Origin of the sequence: Thermosynechococcus sp., from assembly GCF_025999095.1 — a bacterium.
In the GTDB taxonomy this organism is placed as follows: Bacteria; Cyanobacteriota; Cyanobacteriia; order Thermosynechococcales; family Thermosynechococcaceae; genus Thermosynechococcus.
In genome coordinates, this window is record NZ_AP024678.1 from 1039757 (window position 1) to 1057353 (window position 17597).

The following is a 17597-nucleotide window of genomic DNA, read 5'->3' on the forward strand; positions in this document are numbered from 1 at the left end:
CAGTGGAACGAAATGAATGGCGGGAATCGGCGCAGCCCTACGGGTTTTTCAAAGTCGCAAAATGGCGGCACTGCTCTTGTTAGGTTTTTCGTCAGGGTTGCCCCTGTTTCTCACCAGCCGAACACTGCAAGCCTGGATGACCGTTGAGGGCATTGACTTGACGGCCATTGGCCTCTTTAGCCTGGTGGCGTTGCCCTACTCCCTGAAGTTTCTCTGGTCACCCTTGCTGGATCGCTATAGGATTCCCTTTTTGGGACGGCGGCGGGGCTGGTTGCTGCTGATTCAGGTGCTGCTGTTGGGGGCGATCGCCCTGATGGCGGTGCAGGATCCCAGTAGGAGCCTGCAGCTGTTGGCGATCAATGCCTTCGCTATTGCCTTCTTGAGCGCCAGTCAAGATATTGCTGTGGATGCCTACCGTGCCGATGTCCTCGAACCCCTTGAAATGGGAGCAGGTGCGGGTATTTATGTCCTTGGCTATCGCATTGCGCTTTTGGTCACCGGTTCCCTCGCCTTGATCCTTGCGGATCAACTGCCCTGGCCAGTGGTTTACGCCCTGATGGCGCTGCTTATGGTGGTGGGCATGGTCACTACCCTTTGGGCACCAGAACCAGAGGTGCATCCCCCGGCTCCTCCGTCATTGGCACAGGCAGTCATTCGACCCTTCCTTGATTTTTTCCAGCGCTACGGCTGGGGAACGGGGTTAATTATCTTGCTCTTTATCTGCCTCTATCGCTTGGGGGATGCCCTCACGGGCAACATGATGACTCCTTTCCTGTTGCAGCAGGGCTTTAGCCAAACCCAAATTGGCGCCGTACAGGGGGGGGTGGGGCTGATTGCCACCCTCTTTGGCGCCCTTGTCGGGGGAGCGGTGATCAGTCAAATTGGTATTCACCGTGCCCTGTGGATTATGGGGGGATTGCAAGCTTCTAGCAATATCTCCTACTTTGCTTTGGCCAATGCCGGTGCCAATCCAACAGTGATGGTGGCTGCCATTGGCATTGATAACTTCTGCGGTGGGCTGGCGATCGCTGCTTTGACGGCTCTTTTAATGAGTCTTTGCAACCCCCAATTTAGTGCCACACAGTATGCGCTGCTTTCTAGTCTCTTTGCTTTTAGTCGGGATATCCTGGCGGCCCCTGCGGGTAAAGCGGCAGAAATGATGGGGTGGCCACTCTTTTTTCTCTTTACAATTGGCGCTGCCTTACCAGCGCTGCTGCTTTTGCCGTTTTTTGCGCCTTGGCAAGCAAGGCCAGCCTTTCCCCGCCCCGGCAGTGATGATTGAAAATACATTGAAAATACAAAATACCGAGTGTCGATGTCCCCAGCAAATCCGACAATGACAACGCTGATTCCCGTTCCCCTTGGTGAGCACTCCTACTGGATTGCCATTGGTGCCAACAGCCGGCGGCAGTTGCCTGCCCTTTTGGCCGAATATACGCCCTTGACCCCGCAAGCCCCCGCCCTCATTGTGTCTAATCCACAAATTTGGCGGCACTACGGCACGGATGTGCAAGAGGCATTAACACAAGGGGGCTGGCGGGTTGTTCCCTGCATCCTACCGGCGGGGGAACGCTACAAAACCCTCAGAACTGTTGAAAAAATTTATGATGCTGCCCTAAGTCAGCGTTTAGAACGGGGTTCCACCCTCTTTGCCCTTGGCGGTGGTGTCATTGGCGACATGACTGGCTTTGCGGCAGCGACATGGCTGCGGGGAATTGCGGTGGTTCAGATTCCCACCAGTCTGTTGGCGATGGTGGATGCGGCCATTGGCGGGAAAACAGGGGTAAACCATCCCCAAGGCAAAAATCTCATTGGTGCCTTTCATCAACCCCGTCTGGTGGTCATTGATCCCGATGTTTTGGCAACCCTGCCCCCGCGAGAATTTCGTGCTGGCATGGCCGAGGTAATTAAGTACGGCGTTATTTGGGATGCTGAGCTATTTGATTTGTTAAGTCAGCTGCCGCGCTTGGATCGCATGGGTGCTTTGCCCTCTGAGCAGTTGATCCAAGTCCTGCAGCGTTCCTGCCAAGCGAAGGTGGATGTAGTTAGCAAGGATGAGCGGGAGGCGGGGCTGCGTGCCATTTTGAATTATGGGCATACGATTGGCCATGCCCTTGAAAGTATGGGCAATTACCGGCTCTTGAACCACGGCGAGGCGGTGGCCATTGGTATGATTGCCGCTGCGGAACTGGCTGTGGCCTTGGGATATTGGTCAGCGGCAGCCGCCGCTGCCCAACGGGCACTGATTCTCAAAGCAAAGCTGCCAACAACGATCCCCGCCCACTTTGATGTGGAGGGACTGCTGGCACTCCTGCAGCACGACAAGAAGGTTCAGGCGCAAAATGTACGGTTTATTCTCCCCACCGCCATTGGTCATGGGGAAATTTTTGATCAGGTACCGGCAGAACTGATTCGAGAGACACTCCATCGCCTGCAGGCCTAGCTAGAGGGTGGGGTATCTAGCAAACATTTTTTGCTGGCTTTTAATTCTTTCCAGAGATTTTTAATTTGCCTATAGGCTTCCTGCGGGGAGAGTTTGCCGCTGTTTTCGAGGCTGGCAATGTAGCTCACGCGGGTCGCAAATTCCTGCAAGTTGGCGTCAAATAAAAAGTTTTCAGGTGTAAACTTACCATGGTAACGGCTCTGGGGATATAAAAACTCGTATTTATCCATTGCTTATCTATCCTTTGCCGGCAGGCGTTAACCTATTTTTAACCTTATTTTAATCAATTTTCCCTGGCGTCACTGTAGCTGCTGTAACAAAACTCTGATCTCCCTAGGGGTAAAACGGGGTTTTGTTAACAAATATTAGCAAAAAATTAAGCATTATTAACTTCGATTGATTAAATAAAGCAGACTTATCACACTACATAAGGGAAGCGTGATCCCTAGCGATCGCCCGATATCAATGCTGTGATTTAGGAAATGGGTAAATGATGCACGGACTCTCCTTGGCTCCCCGTTATCGCTTAGATGATGTTGATCCTTGGCTTTTGGGAATTGATCCCAGTCGTCACTATTGGCTGCAAGTCAATGGAGATCCCCAGCAGCGGGTGGCCATTCCGGGAGTCTGCGTCCAGAGCATCTCCGAGCTACGGGAGATCATGGCGGCGGTGCGATCGCTCCTACCGGGGCAGCAATTGCAAATTCAGCGGGCGGCTACCTGCTTAGAAATTCACTGTGTTGCTGAAAATCTGCTGGCGATCGCCCACCCTGTTGCTGGTGCGCCCGTTTGGCATCTTTTTGATCGCGAAACCCTCGAAAGTTTAGTGATGAGTGCCCATCCCCACTGGCAATGCCGGCCTGAGGACGTGGAGTTGGGGCGGCAGCAATTGTGGCAGTCCTTTCAGTTACCAGTGGCTGCCTGAGCCGTGTTAAGGACTTCGCTAATCCGTCGCAGCACGCCATTGATAAAGCGGTGGCTGCCCTCATCGCTATAGCGTTTGGCCAGTTCAATAGCCTCGTTAATTGCCACCTGCTTAGCGACCTCAAGGTAACGCATTTCGACTACAGCAATTTCAATAATGGCACGATCTAGCTGCGTCAGCCGCTCCAATTGCCAATCCACCATTGAGCGATTTACCAGTTCTTCAATCTCCGTTTGGTATCGCTGTAAACAGCGAAGGAGGGCGATCGCGTAGGCCTGAACCTCCTCCTGATGGGCAAAGTAGAGGATCTCAGGTAAATCCAGAGCAGCGCCTATTTTGTTCAAGCCCTTTTCCGCCCGCTGCAGGGCATCCTGCAGCACCATCTGTGCCTTTTCCAGGTGGGGCAACTGGAATTCACTGTGCCGGAGCAGGCGTTGACTTTCACTAAGTTCGGTGCCGGCCTGTTCGAGGGTATCGCGCACATCACTCGCCAGTGTACGTACAGCCATCAGGATCAAACTGCGGCAGTCGCTTTCATCCAGCAGTTTCGGTTGGCGTAACAGTTGAGCGGCACTGAGCAACGCAAGTTCCCGAGCAACGCGGCGAGCGGTGGTCATAGGTTCATCCTTCAGGGAGGGCAATAGCAGTCTTTTTCTAGCTTAGCGGTTGCTGCCACTGCGGGCACGGTGAAAGGCCAAACTGCTGTAGAGCATGAAGGCGGCATCCCAAGGACTGTCCTCACGGCGAAAGAGGTGAATATGCGGGGGGATTTTACTCAAGAGTTCTGTAAAGTCCAAGGCGGTTTCTGCAAAGCTGGTAAAGTCTTGCCAGACGGGGCGATCGCCACAGTGCTGCTGCCAAAGACTCGATAACTGCCGCCACTTCGCCCATGAGGTATTTTGATCCAAATGCAACTCACTCTGGATTACCTCTGCCACTTTACTCAGGGGAATCCCTTGGTGAAACTGGTAACCACCGCGATAAAAGCGCAGGATTTGATTTTGCTGCAACAGGTGGAGATCACAGCACTGGGCATGATCCTGAATTTGTTCTTTGCGGGTGACTTTCCCTTGGCGATCGCGGTCGAACACCTGCTCAAAAATCGGCAGCAACCCCTCCACTCGCTGGCTGACCTGTGACCAAGTAAACGTAAACTCCACTGGCTCTGAGGATAGGGAAGTGGTACACACCACACGCGGCTGTGGCTCTAAGGCTGCAAAATAACGCACCTGCAGGACGGGTGTGGCCGTCAGCGCCTCAAGGGGGACACAAAAGAGGGCAAACCCCTGCTGCTTTAGTTCTTGGCAATAAACGGTGAGTTCCGCAAAGTTGCCCGTGCGGATCAAACGCCAGCCCTGCGACGGGATCAAAAGGCGCGCCGTGTAGGGATCAATCTTAAACATGGTGGCCAAAAGGCGGGCAAGAAGCAGCCGCTGCTCCGAGGCGGTCACCCCTTCGAGGATCAGAACGCCCTGCTGCTCTACCCCCAAGACAGTATGGGTTTCTAAAATGGCCTGCTGCCGCTGCTGTTGGCGAATTTGCTCAATTTTTTCAAGGCCGCGCCGTGCCATTTGCATCAGCTTGGGGCCACAGTTTAGCCGCAGTAATTGGCGAAAGTCTGACTCAGCCGCCTCTAGCCGGTTTGTCTTGAGATAGAGTTGGCCTCGGCATAGAAGTACACGGGCATCCCCCGGAGGCAAAGTAGCCAGCAATTGCTCTGCCTGCTGAAAATTTCCTTGATCCAAGGCTGTCAAAACCTCAGTCAGCATCGCCAGCGCCCCCAACATTTTTTCTATTTTAGGCAATACTCCCTAGCCACCAAATAGACTGCCGAGGAAGCCCTCTAAACCGCCTTTGCCCAGGCGCTCACCGCGAATTTTCGCCAATTTCTCCAGCAGCTCTCGCTCCTCATGGGTGATATGGGTGGGAATTTCGACATCAACGGTAATGAGGTGATCGCCCCGCGCCACGGGATTGCCTACCCGGGGAACACCGCGACCTTCTAGGACTAACACGGTCCCGGGTTGGGTCCCTGCGGGAATTTTCAGTTCTGCCTCCCCATCCACCGTGCTGACGGGAATCCGACAGCCCAGAATCGCTTGCAGGTAGCTAATTTTAATCCGCGACAGGATGTTGTTGCCTTCGCGCTGAAACTCAGGATCAGGTTGAACAAAAAGATAGACGTAGAGATCGCCAGGAGGCCCTCCCTGCAAACCGGCATCCCCTTCCCCTGAGACCCGCAGCCGCGTGCCGTTGTCCACCCCAGCGGGAATGGTAATTTTTAGCTTTTTGCTGACTTGGATATGGCCTTGGCCGCCACAGGACTCACAGCGATCTTCAATCACCACGCCGGAACCGCCACAGGTTGGACAGGTGGTTAGCTGGGTAAAACTGCCAAAGGGGGTTCGTGCCGATCGCCGCACCTGACCAATACCACCACAGGTACTACAGGTCACTGGTCGTGTGCCGGGCTTTGCCCCTGTGCCTTGACAGGTCTTACAGGTTTCCAAATGGTTAATGCGAATTTCCTTTTCACCGCCAAAAACGGCTTCGCGAAATTCCAGTTTCAGGTCATAGCGTAGATCATCACCTCGAGTCGGTCTTTGCTGCCGCCGACTGCCAGTGGCAAAGCCCCCAAAGAAGGTTTCAAAAATATCGGCGAAGCCACCCATATCGCCAATACCAAAGTCACTAAAGCCAGCAGCTCCGACACCACTCACGCCGGCTTCGCCAAAGCGATCGTAGTTGGCTCGCGCTTGGGGATCCGAGAGCACCTCGTAGGCGCGGTTGATTTCCTTGAACTTTTCTTCAGCGCCCGGTTCTTTGTTGACATCGGGGTGATACTTGCGAGCCAAGCGCCGATAGGCCCGTTTTAATTCTTCAGCATCTGCAGACCGTGAGACACCTAGGATCTCATAGAAATCACGAGCCATAGCCACCGTTACCTAAATTAATCAACCGCTTCATAATCTGAAACAACTGTTTCTTCATTATCGCTGATTATTGTGGCCTCACTATCTAAAACTTGAGTTGCTTGGGAACTCATCGTAGCTCCCCCTATTGTCGGGGTTGAGGTCATCATTGAACCGCCTGCCGTCTGTTGATACACCAGGCTCCCCAAGGTGACTAAGGCCTGCTGCAGGGCTTCCATGCGCTTGCGAATTTCATCGGGGGTAATGTTGTCATCCACCATCGCGGCCTGCATACTCTGAACCACTGGCTCAATGCGTGCCCGCAGATCTGGGGTCAGGGTAATGCCATGGTTTTTGATTGTTGATTCATAGCTGTAGAGCAGAGCATCCGCTTGGTTGCGCAGTTCGGCAATCTCTTTCTTGATTTGGTCTGCTTGGGCATAAATTTGCGCTTCTTGACGCATGCGCTCGATTTCCATGCTGCTGAGGCCACCGCGATTGGTGATGCGCACACTTTGTTGGCGGCCCGTGGCGCGATCGACGGCAGACACACTCAGGATACCGTTGGCATCAATATCAAACGTAACATCAATTTGCGGCACCCCCCGCGGGGCGGGGGCAATCCCCGTGAGTTCAAAGCAGGCCAGTTGTTTATTGTCCTTAGCAATGGGGCGCTCCCCTTGATAGACGGCAATTTCCACCACCGTTTGGCCATCGCTAGCGGTGGAAAAAGTCTGAGTTTTACTGGTGGGCAGGGTAGTGTTGCGTTCAATAATTTTTGTAAATACACCGCCCAGGGTTTCCAGCCCCAACGAGAGGGGCGTGACATCCAGCAGCAGGAGATCTTTGACGGTGGTTTCCTTGCCCAGAATCCCCCCTTGAATGGCGGCACCTATGGCAACTGCTTCATCGGGATTAACAGAGCGATCGGGATTTTTGCCACAGAATCGCTTCACCAACTCCTGAATAGCGGGAATACGGGTAGAACCACCGACGAGTAATACGCGGTCAATGTCTTCAACGGTAAGGCCGGCATCGGCGATCGCCTGCTGCATCGGTTCGAGGGTGGCCTGCACCAAGTGGGCGCAGAGTTCCTCAAATTTACTGCGGGTAAGTTCCATTTCAAGGTGCTTAGGCCCCGTTTCATCAGCGGTAATGAAGGGCAGGTTAATGGAAGTACTCAGGGTGCCCGATAACTCCACTTTTGCCTTTTCGGCAGCTTCGCGGAGGCGCTGCAGGGCCATTTTGTCCTTGGAGAGATCGATTCCCTCCTGCTCCTTGAAGCAGGCCAAGAGCCAATCAAGAATACATTCGTCAAAGTTGTCGCCCCCTAGGTGATTGTTGCCAGCTGTGGAGCGCACCTCAAAGACCCCATCCCCCAGTTGCAGAATCGAGACATCAAAGGTGCCACCGCCCAAGTCAAAAACCAGAATGGTTTGATCTTGATCCTGCTTGTCAATGCCGTAGGCCAAGGCGGCGGCGGTGGGTTCATTGATAATCCGCAGCACCTCTAGGCCGGCGATCGCCCCCGCATCTTTGGTCGCTTGGCGCTGCGCATCACTAAAATAGGCCGGCACCGTAATTACGGCTTGGGTCACGGGTTCCCCTAGATAGGCCTCCGCATCCTGCTTCAACTTTTGCAGGATCATGGCCGAAATTTCTTGGGGGGTGTAGGGGCGATCGCGAATCTGCACATCCACCATGCCATCGCGACCTGGCACACAGGTGTAGGGGACGCGGGCACGCTCTTCAGCGGTCTCTTCCCAACGGCGACCAATAAACCGCTTGATACTAAAAATGGTGTTTTCAGCATTGGTGACAGCTTGTCGCTTAGCCAGTTGACCCACCAGCCGTTCGCCCGATTTGCCAAAGGCGACAATACTCGGGGTGGTCCGCCCGCCCTCTGCACTGGGGATCACGACGGGATTTCCCCCTTCTAGGACCGCCACACAACTATTAGTCGTTCCCAAGTCAATACCAATGACCTTACCCATAGCCGTAATCGCCGCTTCCAAAAACGCGCTGTTAAGAGGAGACTCCTTGCAAAGAAGACTTCTTGCAAAAAGTCTTAACTCTTTAGGTTAGAATGCCGCAATGATGATGCTATCCTAACACCTGAACTCAGGGCAAAAGTATCTAGGAATAATCTTAGTCAACTGGCACAGGGTTGACCACAGGCCTAGTCGCGAATCAGCGCCACTGCTACACGGTCATTGCCCTGAGCGGTAATGGTTACCCGAATGTTCGGGCCAAAGAACGTCTGCATCTTGGCTTGCTTTGCTTGCCACACCTCAAGGGGAACCGCCGGGGAGTCAAATTCCAAAATTAATGTATAGGCGCCATCGGTTAGCGTCTCGGCGATCGCCACCAAGACAGGACGCTCGACATTCGAAGGACTCAGGCCTAAACTAGCCAATGTGCTATCGAGGTGGGCTTCTTGACCATAACGATAGCGGGTCACATCCCTGCGGATTTGGGTTTGGGTGGCTGTGGCTTGGGCACGGCCGGCGATCGCCGCTGGGGTCGGGGCTTCACGATAGGGCACCGGCTTCAGTTCTGCCGCCTTTAAGGCCAATCCGCCCAACAGTAGGGGCACACCATAGAAAAAGCCAGCTAGATTCAAGGTGGCATTCCCCGCCGCATAGGCCGCTACCCCCACCCCCGTCAGCAGTAAACCGACAATGAGCCCCAACGTTCCCAGCGATATAGACCCCACCATGGCCCTTCAACCCTTAACGATAATTGGTAAATTGTAATGGCACGGGATAATCTTCCGTTTTCAGGCGTTGAATTACCGCTTGTAGATCATCCTTTGACTTGGCACTGACTCGCACCACATCCCCTTGGATTGAGGCCTGCACCTTCTTAAATTCATTGCGGATGAGCTTGCTAATTTCCTTGGCTAGTTCTGAATGGATACCGCGCCGCAATTTAATAAACTGTTTGACCCGTTGGCCCCCCGCTGCCTCCACAGGCCCATAGTCAAAGATTTTCAGAGACAGCTGCCGCTTCGCTGCCTTCTGCTGCAGAATTGTTTGTACTGAATTGAGTGTAAACTCACTCTCGGTGTGAATCGTCAGTCCCTCTTTTGTCAGTTCAAGGGTAGTCTGGGTATCCTTAAGGTCATAGCGGGCTTTGATCTCTCGCTCAGTCTGATCCACCGCATTGACCAGCTCTTGCCAGTCAAAATCACTCACAATATCAAAGGAAAACGTGCTTGCCATGCCTAGGGTTTTTGGGGATTCACCTGACCAATTACCTTTAATTTACCGTCATTGGTGACCTCCCAAATGTCATAGACGCCCACAACATCGCCATTTTCATCAATATCCACATTGCCACTGGCGCCTTGGTAGTTAATATCTTTACCTTGCCGCAGTAAAGCTAGCCCGGCGCACACATCATCCACTTCTTCCCCTGGTGGATTGGCCACCTCTCGCACCTTGCTGCGAATCCCTTCACCGGTATTTTGTCCGGCGGCCTGGGCAGCCAATACAAGGAGCGCGGCGGCATCCCAAGCCTGAGCGCCAAAGGCAGGGAGATCACCACCTTTTTTTGTTCTCCAGAGTTTTTGCAGTTCAGCGAGAGCTTTACCATCGGCACCGGGAACGGTGCCCTTGGCGCCGGCAATAATGTATTTGCCATCGGGAGTGCGTCCCACTTGCTCTGGGAAACTTTCAGACTTCACACCATCGGTGAGGAGAATGGCCACGTTTTGGGTAAGGCCTTGCTCAAAAGCGGATTTTAGGAGCAAGCTGCCAGTTTCCGGATACAGAATGGCCACCACAGCATCCGGTTTGCCGCCAAAGGCAGCAGCGGCCTCTGTTGTGAAGGTGGTTGCCCGCTCATCATAACGGGTCGGGCGGTCTTCATTGATCACTGTGCCCCCTAGGGCTTTAAAAGCACGGGTAAATTCCTGCTCAAAGCTGCGGCCATAGTCGTTGTTGATGACAACTGTAGAAACCCTTTGATAGCCTTGCTGTTTGGCCAGTTGGGCGAGGGCTTGGGCTTGGTAGTTATCAGGGGGAGCAGTACGTGCCCAATAGCCCTTAAAGTCCCCTTTCTTAGCCCGTTCTGTGAGCAGTGTACTAGTACTGCCCGGCGAAATCAACATCACCTGACCGCGGGTGGCAATATCGGCTGCGGCGTTCGAGACACTGCTGCCAAAGGAGCCAACCACCCCTGCGACTCGGTCAATCTCGACCAGCTTCGTCATTGCTTCTGCCCCAGAGGCGGGATTAGATTGATCATCGGCAGCAATGAGCGTGACGGGCTGGCCATTAACACCACCACAGGCATTGACGGTTTCCACCAGCAGGGGCACTACCTCAGCAATGGGGGTTCCCACGGAGGCGAGGTCACCGGTTGCGGGCAATAATGAACCAATGCGCAGCCCTGCTGCTGTGGGAGTGGTGGTAGTAGTATCCGCCTCGCAGGCACCAATGGTAAAGAGAAGGAGTAACCCTGCCAAAATTTTGGCGGCTGCCCATCCGCTTGACGGCTGTTGACCCATAGCTATACAGTCTCGCAATTTGCCAGAATCCTACTGCAACTAGGGAGATATTGCAATGCACGGAGACGAGACCTTGGACAAAAAAAGGGGCATTCCGACATCACCAGCCCCTTTGCATCTAATGCTCTGTGAATGAGTTTTCCTAGGTCGAGGGACGAACTTGCCGCGCCATGTTCAAGAATGCAGCCATATTGGCTCCCGGACGCCGACGGGCAAAACGGGTGTAAGGAACACTGGGAACAACAGGGGTAGGTGTGGGTTCTGCGGGAGCGGTGGCAACGGCTTGAGCGGGTTGAGGCGCCGCAGCAGGTTCAGGGGTCGGAGCAGGTTCTGTTGCTTTAGTAGGGGTTGGCGGTGCAGCAGGGGCAGCCGTATTGCCATCTAATTCAATGTAAAATTCGCCCTTTTTGCCCAAGCCAAAGAGTTTGGCGATCGCCCCCAATAGACCAAAGATAGGACCAAACAGTTTCTTCAACAGATTCATCTCAAAGCCTCCCAAGCGGTCGTTATGCGTGCAGGTAGTAGAGGGTACAGCTCCAAGGCGTCCTGAAGCTGTTGAGACTTTATTATCGGACGGCAGGTGGCACCAATCAACCTGAAAGCGCCTGTGCATCCCTATTTCTATAAAGTGGGACACATCAAGGGGAGGCCAACCTCTAGGTTTTCACAGTTTTCAGGGTGTTCTACCCCTGGGAAAAGGGCTGTAGCTGAATGTGGAAAGTCTGAGAGGGCTTATGTTACATTTTTCAAAGTAAAGCAGCGGTTTCGCAGGACTAATCACTCTTATGAACAAAGTTTACGACTGGTTTGAGGAACGCCTCGAAATTCAGGCGATCGCTGACGATATCACCAGCAAGTATGTGCCGCCCCACGTAAACATTTTTTACTGTCTTGGTGGCATTACCCTCACCTGTTTTCTCATCCAATTTGCCACAGGCTTTGCCATGACGTTTTACTACAAACCTACGGTGGCTGAAGCCTTTGCTTCTGTGCAGTACATCATGAATGAGGTCAACTTTGGCTGGTTGATCCGCTCCATTCACAAGTGGTCCGCCAGCATGATGGTCTTGATGATGATTCTGCACGTCTTTCGTGTCTATCTTACCGGTGGCTTCAAGAAACCCCGCGAACTCACTTGGGTGACGGGTGTGGTCTTGGCGGTGATTACCGTCAGCTTTGGTGTCACGGGCTACTCCCTGCCTTGGGACCAAGTGGGCTATTGGGCGGTCAAAATCGTTTCCGGTATCCCTGCAGCGATTCCCGTGGTGGGTGACCAACTGGTGGAACTGATGCGTGGTGGTGAAAGTGTTGGTCAAGCCACCCTCACTCGCTTCTATAGCTTGCACACCTTTGTGCTCCCTTGGTCGATCGCCGTCTTTATGCTGATGCACTTCTTGATGATTCGTAAGCAGGGCATTTCGGGTCCCCTGTAATTTAGGCATCAAGAAATGTAACAGAGCCTGCTATTTTTAGCGGTTCTACTTGTTATGCTCCAAGTAATCTCCCCCTTGCTGACCCTCTAGGAGAACGATTGATTTATGGCAAAAGTTTTGAAAAAGCCTGATTTGACCAATCCGGCACTGCGGGCAAAGCTGAAAAAAGGCATGGGCCACAACTACTATGGCGAGCCCGCTTGGCCCAATGACCTGCTCTATATCTTCCCTGTGGTGATTATGGGCACGATCGCCCTTGTGATCGGGCTGGCGGTGATGGATCCTGCCATGGTGGGTGAACCGGCGGATCCCTTTGCCACCCCCTTGGAAATTTTGCCAGAGTGGTATCTCTATCCCACCTTCCAGATTTTCCGGGTGGTACCCAACAAGCTGTTGGGTGTGCTCATCAATGCCTCCATTCCCTTGGGCTTGATGCTGATTCCTTTCATTGAAAGTGTCAATAAGTTTCAAAACCCTTTCCGTCGTCCTGTGGCCATGACGGTCTTCCTCTTTGGCACACTGGTGACGCTGTGGCTGGGTATTGGTGCAGCTTTCCCCTTAGATAAGTCCCTCACTCTTGGCCTGTTCTAAGCACCTAGAAAATACGCCATGACTTGCGCATCTAGCAATGCTGGGTGCGCTTTTTAATTTGAATGTTGCGGGTCAATTTTTTCAATAAACGGGCGAATTTCATTGAGATCGATGTAACGATCAGTGGCGTTGCGCAGTTCCCGCGCAATCATCCCTTCGGTGGAAACAACTGTGATATGGGTGTTTTTGGAACGCAGCAGCTCGATCGCTCGCTCAAAATCACCATCGCCGCTAAAGAGAACCACGCGATCGTACTGACCAACGGTATTGAACATATCAATCACAATTTCAATGTCTAAATTGGCTTTTTGGTAGTACCTGCCAAGGGTTTCGTCGTAGTATTCTTTCAACAGCTTTGTGCGCACGGTATAGCCAAGGTTAATGAGTGCATCGCGAAACGAACGCTGATCTTGCATATCCTTGAGGCCGGTGTACCAAAAAGCATTCACCAATACAATGTTGGGATCGCGGGTGAAGAATTCGAGAACGCGACGGGGATCGAAAAACCAGCCGTTTTTCTGCTGGGCATAGAACATATTATTGCCATCGATAAAAATTGAGAGCCGTTCTTGAAAGGGAAGCATAATTAGGGGGAACCTATGGATCAGTAATGTATGGGTAATAGGAGAACAGTTGACAGAAGCTTGAATAGGGGATGGGTTTTATAGATTTCCTTAGGAGAGCGCTTAACAGGATTCAAAAGAAGAGGAGCCCGCCCATCAACAGGTAACAGGGTAAAAACATACGAACAGTTCTGCGATTGCTAGTAATCAGACAAATAAAAGTTGGCTATTAGTTCAGTGGGAACACTTTTAAGAAAGAGAAAACATTTATTAATGCTTTTTTAATCACTGCAATCTATTTTAATGGAACTCCATAGGAGATGCTACAGTTTTTTCCTTGGCGATCGCCCCTTAAAAGGCCAAAAAGGGGGCAGTGCCCCCAATCGTTAACGTTTTCCCACAAATTTTCAATACCGGGCACGTACTGGTGGAGCCGGCATCGCTGCTGGGCGGGGTGGGGGGGCAAAGAGGGGCGGTTGCGAGGGTGGCAGCGACGACTCCACCATCAAATTACAGGGAAAAGGCGTACCGTACATCGAGGTACAGAAGGGACTATCGAGATCACGGGTGCGAATGGGGGGGTGATTGCTTTGCTGATACCATGCATCCGTAGAAAAATAGTTAATTTGCTGTGCTCGGTTGCTGATGTCATTATCCCGATAGGTGGGTGCACCAAAGGTAAAGGCGGCATCGCCAGCGATCGAGTCATCCCGCCAGTATCCCTGCGTGCCACTGATGCGATCAATAGCCTCTGGTAGGGTGGGTTGGCTAATAGGAAGCTGATTGAGATCAACAGTTTGGCGGCGGCTTTGGGCAGTTGCCGGAGCGACCACCGCTGCCACCATTGCCACGCATACCAGTGGCACCAATTTCATGCCCATAGGTTCATCTCCATAAGCGTTTTACACTTCGGCAACAGTGATAGGTCTAAGGGGTGTTAGGCATCCTAGGATTTTTTGCTTAAAATTATTCTAAATTTATTCTAAATTGACTTCTCTTGCTGCCTCCAGAAGACTGTGCCGCTTTCTGCAGCGCTGACAATTCTTAAAATGATCTCAGGGTTTAGGCCAGTGTAATGCCAGACGCCGATTTAAAGCCGATACAGGCCGCCCTACGACATTACTGGGGCTATTCTGAGTTGCGATCGCCCCAAGCAGCGGTGATGACCGCACTCTTGCAACGACGGGACGCCTTAGTTGTCCTGCCGACGGGCGCGGGCAAAAGTCTTTGTTTTCAGTTGCCAGCCGTGCTTCAAGGGGGCTTGACGTTGGTGATCTCACCACTCCTTGCCCTCATGGAAAATCAGATCGCTGAATTGCGGCAACGGGGTCTTGCGGCCGCCGCCTATCACAGTGAACTGCCCAGCAGCCAACGCCGCCAGATTCTGTCGCATCTGCGGGACTACCGTTTGCTGTATCTTTCGCCGGAGTCGCTATTTTCTAGCCCGCTTTGGCAATCCCTCTGTTCAGGGCCGGTGCAACTCAATGGCTTGATTGTGGATGAAGCCCATTGCCTTGTGCAGTGGGGCGATCGCTTTCGACCCGCTTATCGTCGCTTGGGAACGGTGCGACCGGCCCTGCGTCAATGCCAACCCCAGCACCCCCCTTTCCCGATCGCGGCCTTTACCGCCACTGCCGCTCCCCATGCCCAACGCACTCTCATTGAGGTTTTGGGTCTAGAACAGCCTGTGCAGATCATTCACAGCCCCTATCGTGCCAATCTCCATTTGGCCGTACGTTCTGTGTGGAGTCGGGGGTATCGCCGCCATTGTCTTCGGCAATTTCTCAAACAGCAGGGGAGGACCTCAGGATTGATCTATGCCCGCACCCGCCATGACTGCGAAACGATTGCCACTTGGCTGCAGGGGCAGGGGCACTGCACCACCGCTTACCATGGTGGGCTACCGGCAGCACAGCGACGCCAAATTGAGAGCGATTGGTTACAGGGCAAACTGCCTTTTGTGGTCTGTACTAATGCCTTTGGTCTAGGAGTCAATAAACCCAATGTGCGTTGGATTTGCCACTATCAGCCGCCCCTGCAACTCAGTGAATATCTCCAGGAGGTGGGGCGCGCTGGGCGAGATGGTCAACCGGCACAGGCCCTGCTTTTGGTGAGCGATCGCTGGGGTTTGGATCGCGAAGATCAACAGCGTTGGTATTTTTTTCAGCGCCAAAGTCAAGACACCTACAATCGCGCCATGGCACTTCAGACGCAGCTGCCCCTCAGGGGCAATCTGCAGCAACTGCGGCAACACTTTCCTGAGGTGGAACTGACGCTGGCGTTACTGCATCAACAGGGGAGCCTCCGCTGGCAAGACCCCTTTCACTATTGCCGTCACCCCTTGGCCCAGGTGCCCTCCCCGCCCAAAGACACGCAAGAACAGTTGATGCAAGCATTTGTCTATCACCGGGGCTGCCGCTGGCAGTTTCTCCTCCAAGCCTTTGGTTTTGCCACTGAGGCAAGGGGATGGCATTGTGGCCATTGCGATCGCTGTTACGCCCCCAGTCATCCCTGTAAAATACCGTAAACTTAGAGATTTTAGAGATTTTTTCAACGGTGACTTTGTGTACACTGGCACATAGAGCAGTCGGTTTGCTGTTACCGGGGAAAAGTTGGGGAAAAGTTTTGTCAGCAGTGATTCTGTTGCTACCAAGTAAGGGTTGCGGCCATGGGGCTACTACAAGTTGAGCAAATTCGTGAAACCCTGCAGGATATACTTTCAGAACATGCCGTTGTTGTTCAAGTCAATCAGTTTCGCAACCAATTAAACATTGTTTTGAACAAGCGCCCCGGCACCGTTGCCCACTACTGTGCCCTGGTGGATCTCCTCAAGTCTCGCTTGGGACAGTTTCACCTCGACGATATTGCCCGCATTAAAATTATTGGCCGCATACAAGGTTCGCCTAAACCCGATTGGGAAGAGGTTATTGATCTGCGTCCCCCCAACCCCGCTTTAGCTGCCCCTGTGTATGCTTCCTCTGCCCCGTGGGTGGTGGCGATCGCCGCTGGGGTGGTGAGTTTACTGGTGATCTTTAGTTATCATCTCGGTCAGTGGCAGCAACAGCAACGAATGCAGCCGTTGATTGGCAGTACCCTGGGGCAAGAGGGCGTCACCATGACCGATTTTAAGTGGCACCTCGAGGGCGATGCCCTGTTTATCGTGGGCGTTCTGAAAAACTACACTCAAGAGCACTTGCGCATGATTCAGGCGGATTTTGAACTCCTGGATAAGGCGGGGCAGCAAGTCGGTGCCGTTTCGGTACAGGTCTATGGCCTTGGCCCCGAGGAAACCTGGCACTTCCGTGAACCTGTGGGCAATCATCAAGCAGTGCGGGCCCGACTAGTAAAATTACAGTCATTCCGTTAATTTTTTGCCTAAAAGGGTTCAGAAAAATTCTCTATGGCTCACCTCAAAGCCCTCATTTTTGATGTGGATGGCACCTTAGCAGATACGGAGCGGGATGGCCATCGTCTGGCCTTCAACAGGGCCTTTGCTGCGGCCGGTCTAGATTGGGAATGGGATGTTTCCCTCTATGGTCAGCTGCTGGCGGTGGCTGGGGGTAAGGAGCGGATGAAGTATTACCTTGATTGCTTTCGTCCCGATTGGCCACGCCCCCAAAATTTGGATGCTCTGATTGCCGATTTGCACCAGGCCAAGACCCGCTATTATACGGAGCTCTTAGCCGCAGGAGCAATTCCCCTGCGGCCGGGGGTCAAGCGGCTCCTTACAGAAGCCCGTGAAGCGGGATTACGGCTGGCGATCGCCACCACCACAACCCCAGAAAATGTGACTGCCCTCTTGGCAAATGCCCTTGCTACCGATGGCGTCAGTTGGTTTGAGGTTATTGCCGCCGGGGACGTGGTTCCGGCCAAGAAACCAGCCCCCGATATTTACTTCTACACCCTTGAAAAGATGCGCCTCTCCCCCCAAGAGTGCCTGGCCTTTGAGGATTCGGCCAATGGGATTCAGGCCGCCACCGCCAGTGGCCTAGCGACCATTATCACGATTACTGACTACACCAAGGATCATGATTTTCGTGATGCCGCACTTGTTTTGGATTGCCTAGGGGAACCGGACTATCCCTTTCAAGTTCTGCGCGGTGAGGTGGGTTGGACAACCTATGTAGATGTGCCCCTATTGCGATCGCTGCACCAGCAGTGGACAAGCACGGTGAGTCAGCGCTAATTTTCTGGCCACAGCGTTTTACATTGAATAT

General features: G+C 53.0%; 19 protein-coding genes. 8 read left to right on the plus strand and 11 right to left on the minus strand.

Translation table 11 applies throughout. The features are described 5' to 3' along the window. The first annotated feature begins 16 nt into the window (after window positions 1-16). Both Q0W94_RS05065 and aroB read left to right on the plus strand, forming a co-directional pair. Window positions 17-1282 (plus strand): AmpG family muropeptide MFS transporter, encoded by a 1266-nt coding sequence (locus tag Q0W94_RS05065; protein WP_297761948.1) that lies wholly within the window; start codon window positions 17-19, stop codon window positions 1280-1282. 54 nt (window positions 1283-1336) lie between these two features. Continuing rightward, window positions 1337-2443: a 3-dehydroquinate synthase gene (aroB, locus tag Q0W94_RS05070; protein ID WP_297761949.1), complete on the plus strand. Its 1107-nt coding sequence runs from the start codon at window positions 1337-1339 to the stop codon at window positions 2441-2443. On the opposite strand, the gene Q0W94_RS05075 is transcribed toward aroB, so the two are convergent. After that, window positions 2440-2673 (minus strand): hypothetical protein, encoded by a 234-nt coding sequence (locus Q0W94_RS05075; RefSeq protein WP_297761951.1) that lies wholly within the window; start codon window positions 2671-2673, stop codon window positions 2440-2442. The genes aroB and Q0W94_RS05075 overlap by 4 nt on opposite strands. 260 nt (window positions 2674-2933) lie before the next feature. Here Q0W94_RS05075 and Q0W94_RS05080 point away from each other — a divergent pair, with 260 nt between their 5' ends. Further along, the gene (locus Q0W94_RS05080) at window positions 2934-3368 is read left to right on the plus strand and encodes a hypothetical protein (RefSeq protein ID WP_297761953.1); all 435 of its coding nucleotides are present in this window, start codon (window positions 2934-2936) and stop codon (window positions 3366-3368) included. Here Q0W94_RS05080 and nusB read toward each other — a convergent pair. From nusB to Q0W94_RS05120, 8 genes are all read right to left on the minus strand, one after another. Next, window positions 3347-3985 (minus strand): transcription antitermination factor NusB, encoded by a 639-nt coding sequence (gene nusB / locus Q0W94_RS05085; protein WP_297761955.1) that lies wholly within the window; start codon window positions 3983-3985, stop codon window positions 3347-3349. The genes Q0W94_RS05080 and nusB overlap by 22 nt on opposite strands. Before the next feature lie 42 nt (window positions 3986-4027). Then, window positions 4028-5137, minus strand: a complete 1110-nt coding sequence (locus Q0W94_RS05090) for a M48 family metallopeptidase (RefSeq protein WP_297761957.1) — start codon at window positions 5135-5137, stop codon at window positions 4028-4030. A gap of 42 nt (window positions 5138-5179) precedes the next feature. Continuing rightward, window positions 5180-6301: a molecular chaperone DnaJ gene (gene dnaJ, locus Q0W94_RS05095; protein WP_297761959.1), complete on the minus strand. Its 1122-nt coding sequence runs from the start codon at window positions 6299-6301 to the stop codon at window positions 5180-5182. 17 nt (window positions 6302-6318) lie between these two features. Beyond that, complete coding sequence (gene dnaK / locus Q0W94_RS05100; protein ID WP_297762363.1) at window positions 6319-8274, minus strand: molecular chaperone DnaK; 1956 nt, start codon at window positions 8272-8274, stop codon at window positions 6319-6321. 185 nt (window positions 8275-8459) lie between these two features. Beyond that, window positions 8460-8999 carry a DUF2854 domain-containing protein gene (locus Q0W94_RS05105; protein ID WP_297761961.1) on the minus strand — a complete coding sequence of 180 codons (540 nt, stop codon included), beginning with the start codon at window positions 8997-8999 and terminating at the stop codon, window positions 8460-8462. 13 nt (window positions 9000-9012) lie between these two features. Continuing rightward, window positions 9013-9504 carry a YajQ family cyclic di-GMP-binding protein gene (locus Q0W94_RS05110; protein WP_297761963.1) on the minus strand — a complete coding sequence of 164 codons (492 nt, stop codon included), beginning with the start codon at window positions 9502-9504 and terminating at the stop codon, window positions 9013-9015. Between the two features lie 2 nt (window positions 9505-9506). Then, entirely contained in the window at window positions 9507-10793 is a 1287-nt protein-coding gene (locus Q0W94_RS05115; protein ID WP_297761965.1) for an ABC transporter substrate-binding protein, read from the minus strand. 142 nt (window positions 10794-10935) lie between these two features. Beyond that, a complete protein-coding gene (locus tag Q0W94_RS05120) occupies window positions 10936-11277 on the minus strand; it encodes a hypothetical protein (protein WP_297761967.1) in 342 nt (113 codons plus the stop codon). Window positions 11278-11578: 301 nt separating this feature from the next. Between Q0W94_RS05120 and petB the strand changes: the two genes are divergently transcribed. Together petB and petD are read left to right on the plus strand one after the other, a co-directional pair. After that, window positions 11579-12226 (plus strand): cytochrome b6, encoded by a 648-nt coding sequence (gene petB, locus Q0W94_RS05125; RefSeq protein ID WP_011056639.1) that lies wholly within the window; start codon window positions 11579-11581, stop codon window positions 12224-12226. Window positions 12227-12331: 105 nt separating this feature from the next. Then, window positions 12332-12817, plus strand: a complete 486-nt coding sequence (petD, locus tag Q0W94_RS05130; RefSeq protein ID WP_024125716.1) for a cytochrome b6-f complex subunit IV — start codon at window positions 12332-12334, stop codon at window positions 12815-12817. Between the two features lie 53 nt (window positions 12818-12870). On the opposite strand, the gene Q0W94_RS05135 is transcribed toward petD, so the two are convergent. Both Q0W94_RS05135 and Q0W94_RS05140 read right to left on the minus strand, forming a co-directional pair. Next, the gene (locus tag Q0W94_RS05135; protein WP_297761970.1) at window positions 12871-13401 is read right to left on the minus strand and encodes an NYN domain-containing protein; all 531 of its coding nucleotides are present in this window, start codon (window positions 13399-13401) and stop codon (window positions 12871-12873) included. A gap of 386 nt (window positions 13402-13787) precedes the next feature. After that, the gene (locus Q0W94_RS05140) at window positions 13788-14261 is read right to left on the minus strand and encodes a hypothetical protein (protein WP_297761972.1); all 474 of its coding nucleotides are present in this window, start codon (window positions 14259-14261) and stop codon (window positions 13788-13790) included. A gap of 194 nt (window positions 14262-14455) precedes the next feature. Here Q0W94_RS05140 and Q0W94_RS05145 point away from each other — a divergent pair, with 194 nt between their 5' ends. The 3 genes from Q0W94_RS05145 (at window position 14456) to Q0W94_RS05155 (ending at window position 17566) form a co-directional block, all read left to right on the plus strand. After that, entirely contained in the window at window positions 14456-15907 is a 1452-nt protein-coding gene (locus tag Q0W94_RS05145) for an ATP-dependent DNA helicase RecQ (protein ID WP_297761974.1), read from the plus strand. Between the two features lie 141 nt (window positions 15908-16048). Continuing rightward, window positions 16049-16747 carry an FxLYD domain-containing protein gene (locus Q0W94_RS05150; RefSeq protein ID WP_297761976.1) on the plus strand — a complete coding sequence of 233 codons (699 nt, stop codon included), beginning with the start codon at window positions 16049-16051 and terminating at the stop codon, window positions 16745-16747. Window positions 16748-16780: 33 nt separating this feature from the next. Next, complete coding sequence (locus tag Q0W94_RS05155; protein ID WP_297761978.1) at window positions 16781-17566, plus strand: HAD family hydrolase; 786 nt, start codon at window positions 16781-16783, stop codon at window positions 17564-17566. Window positions 17567-17597 lie beyond the last annotated feature (31 nt).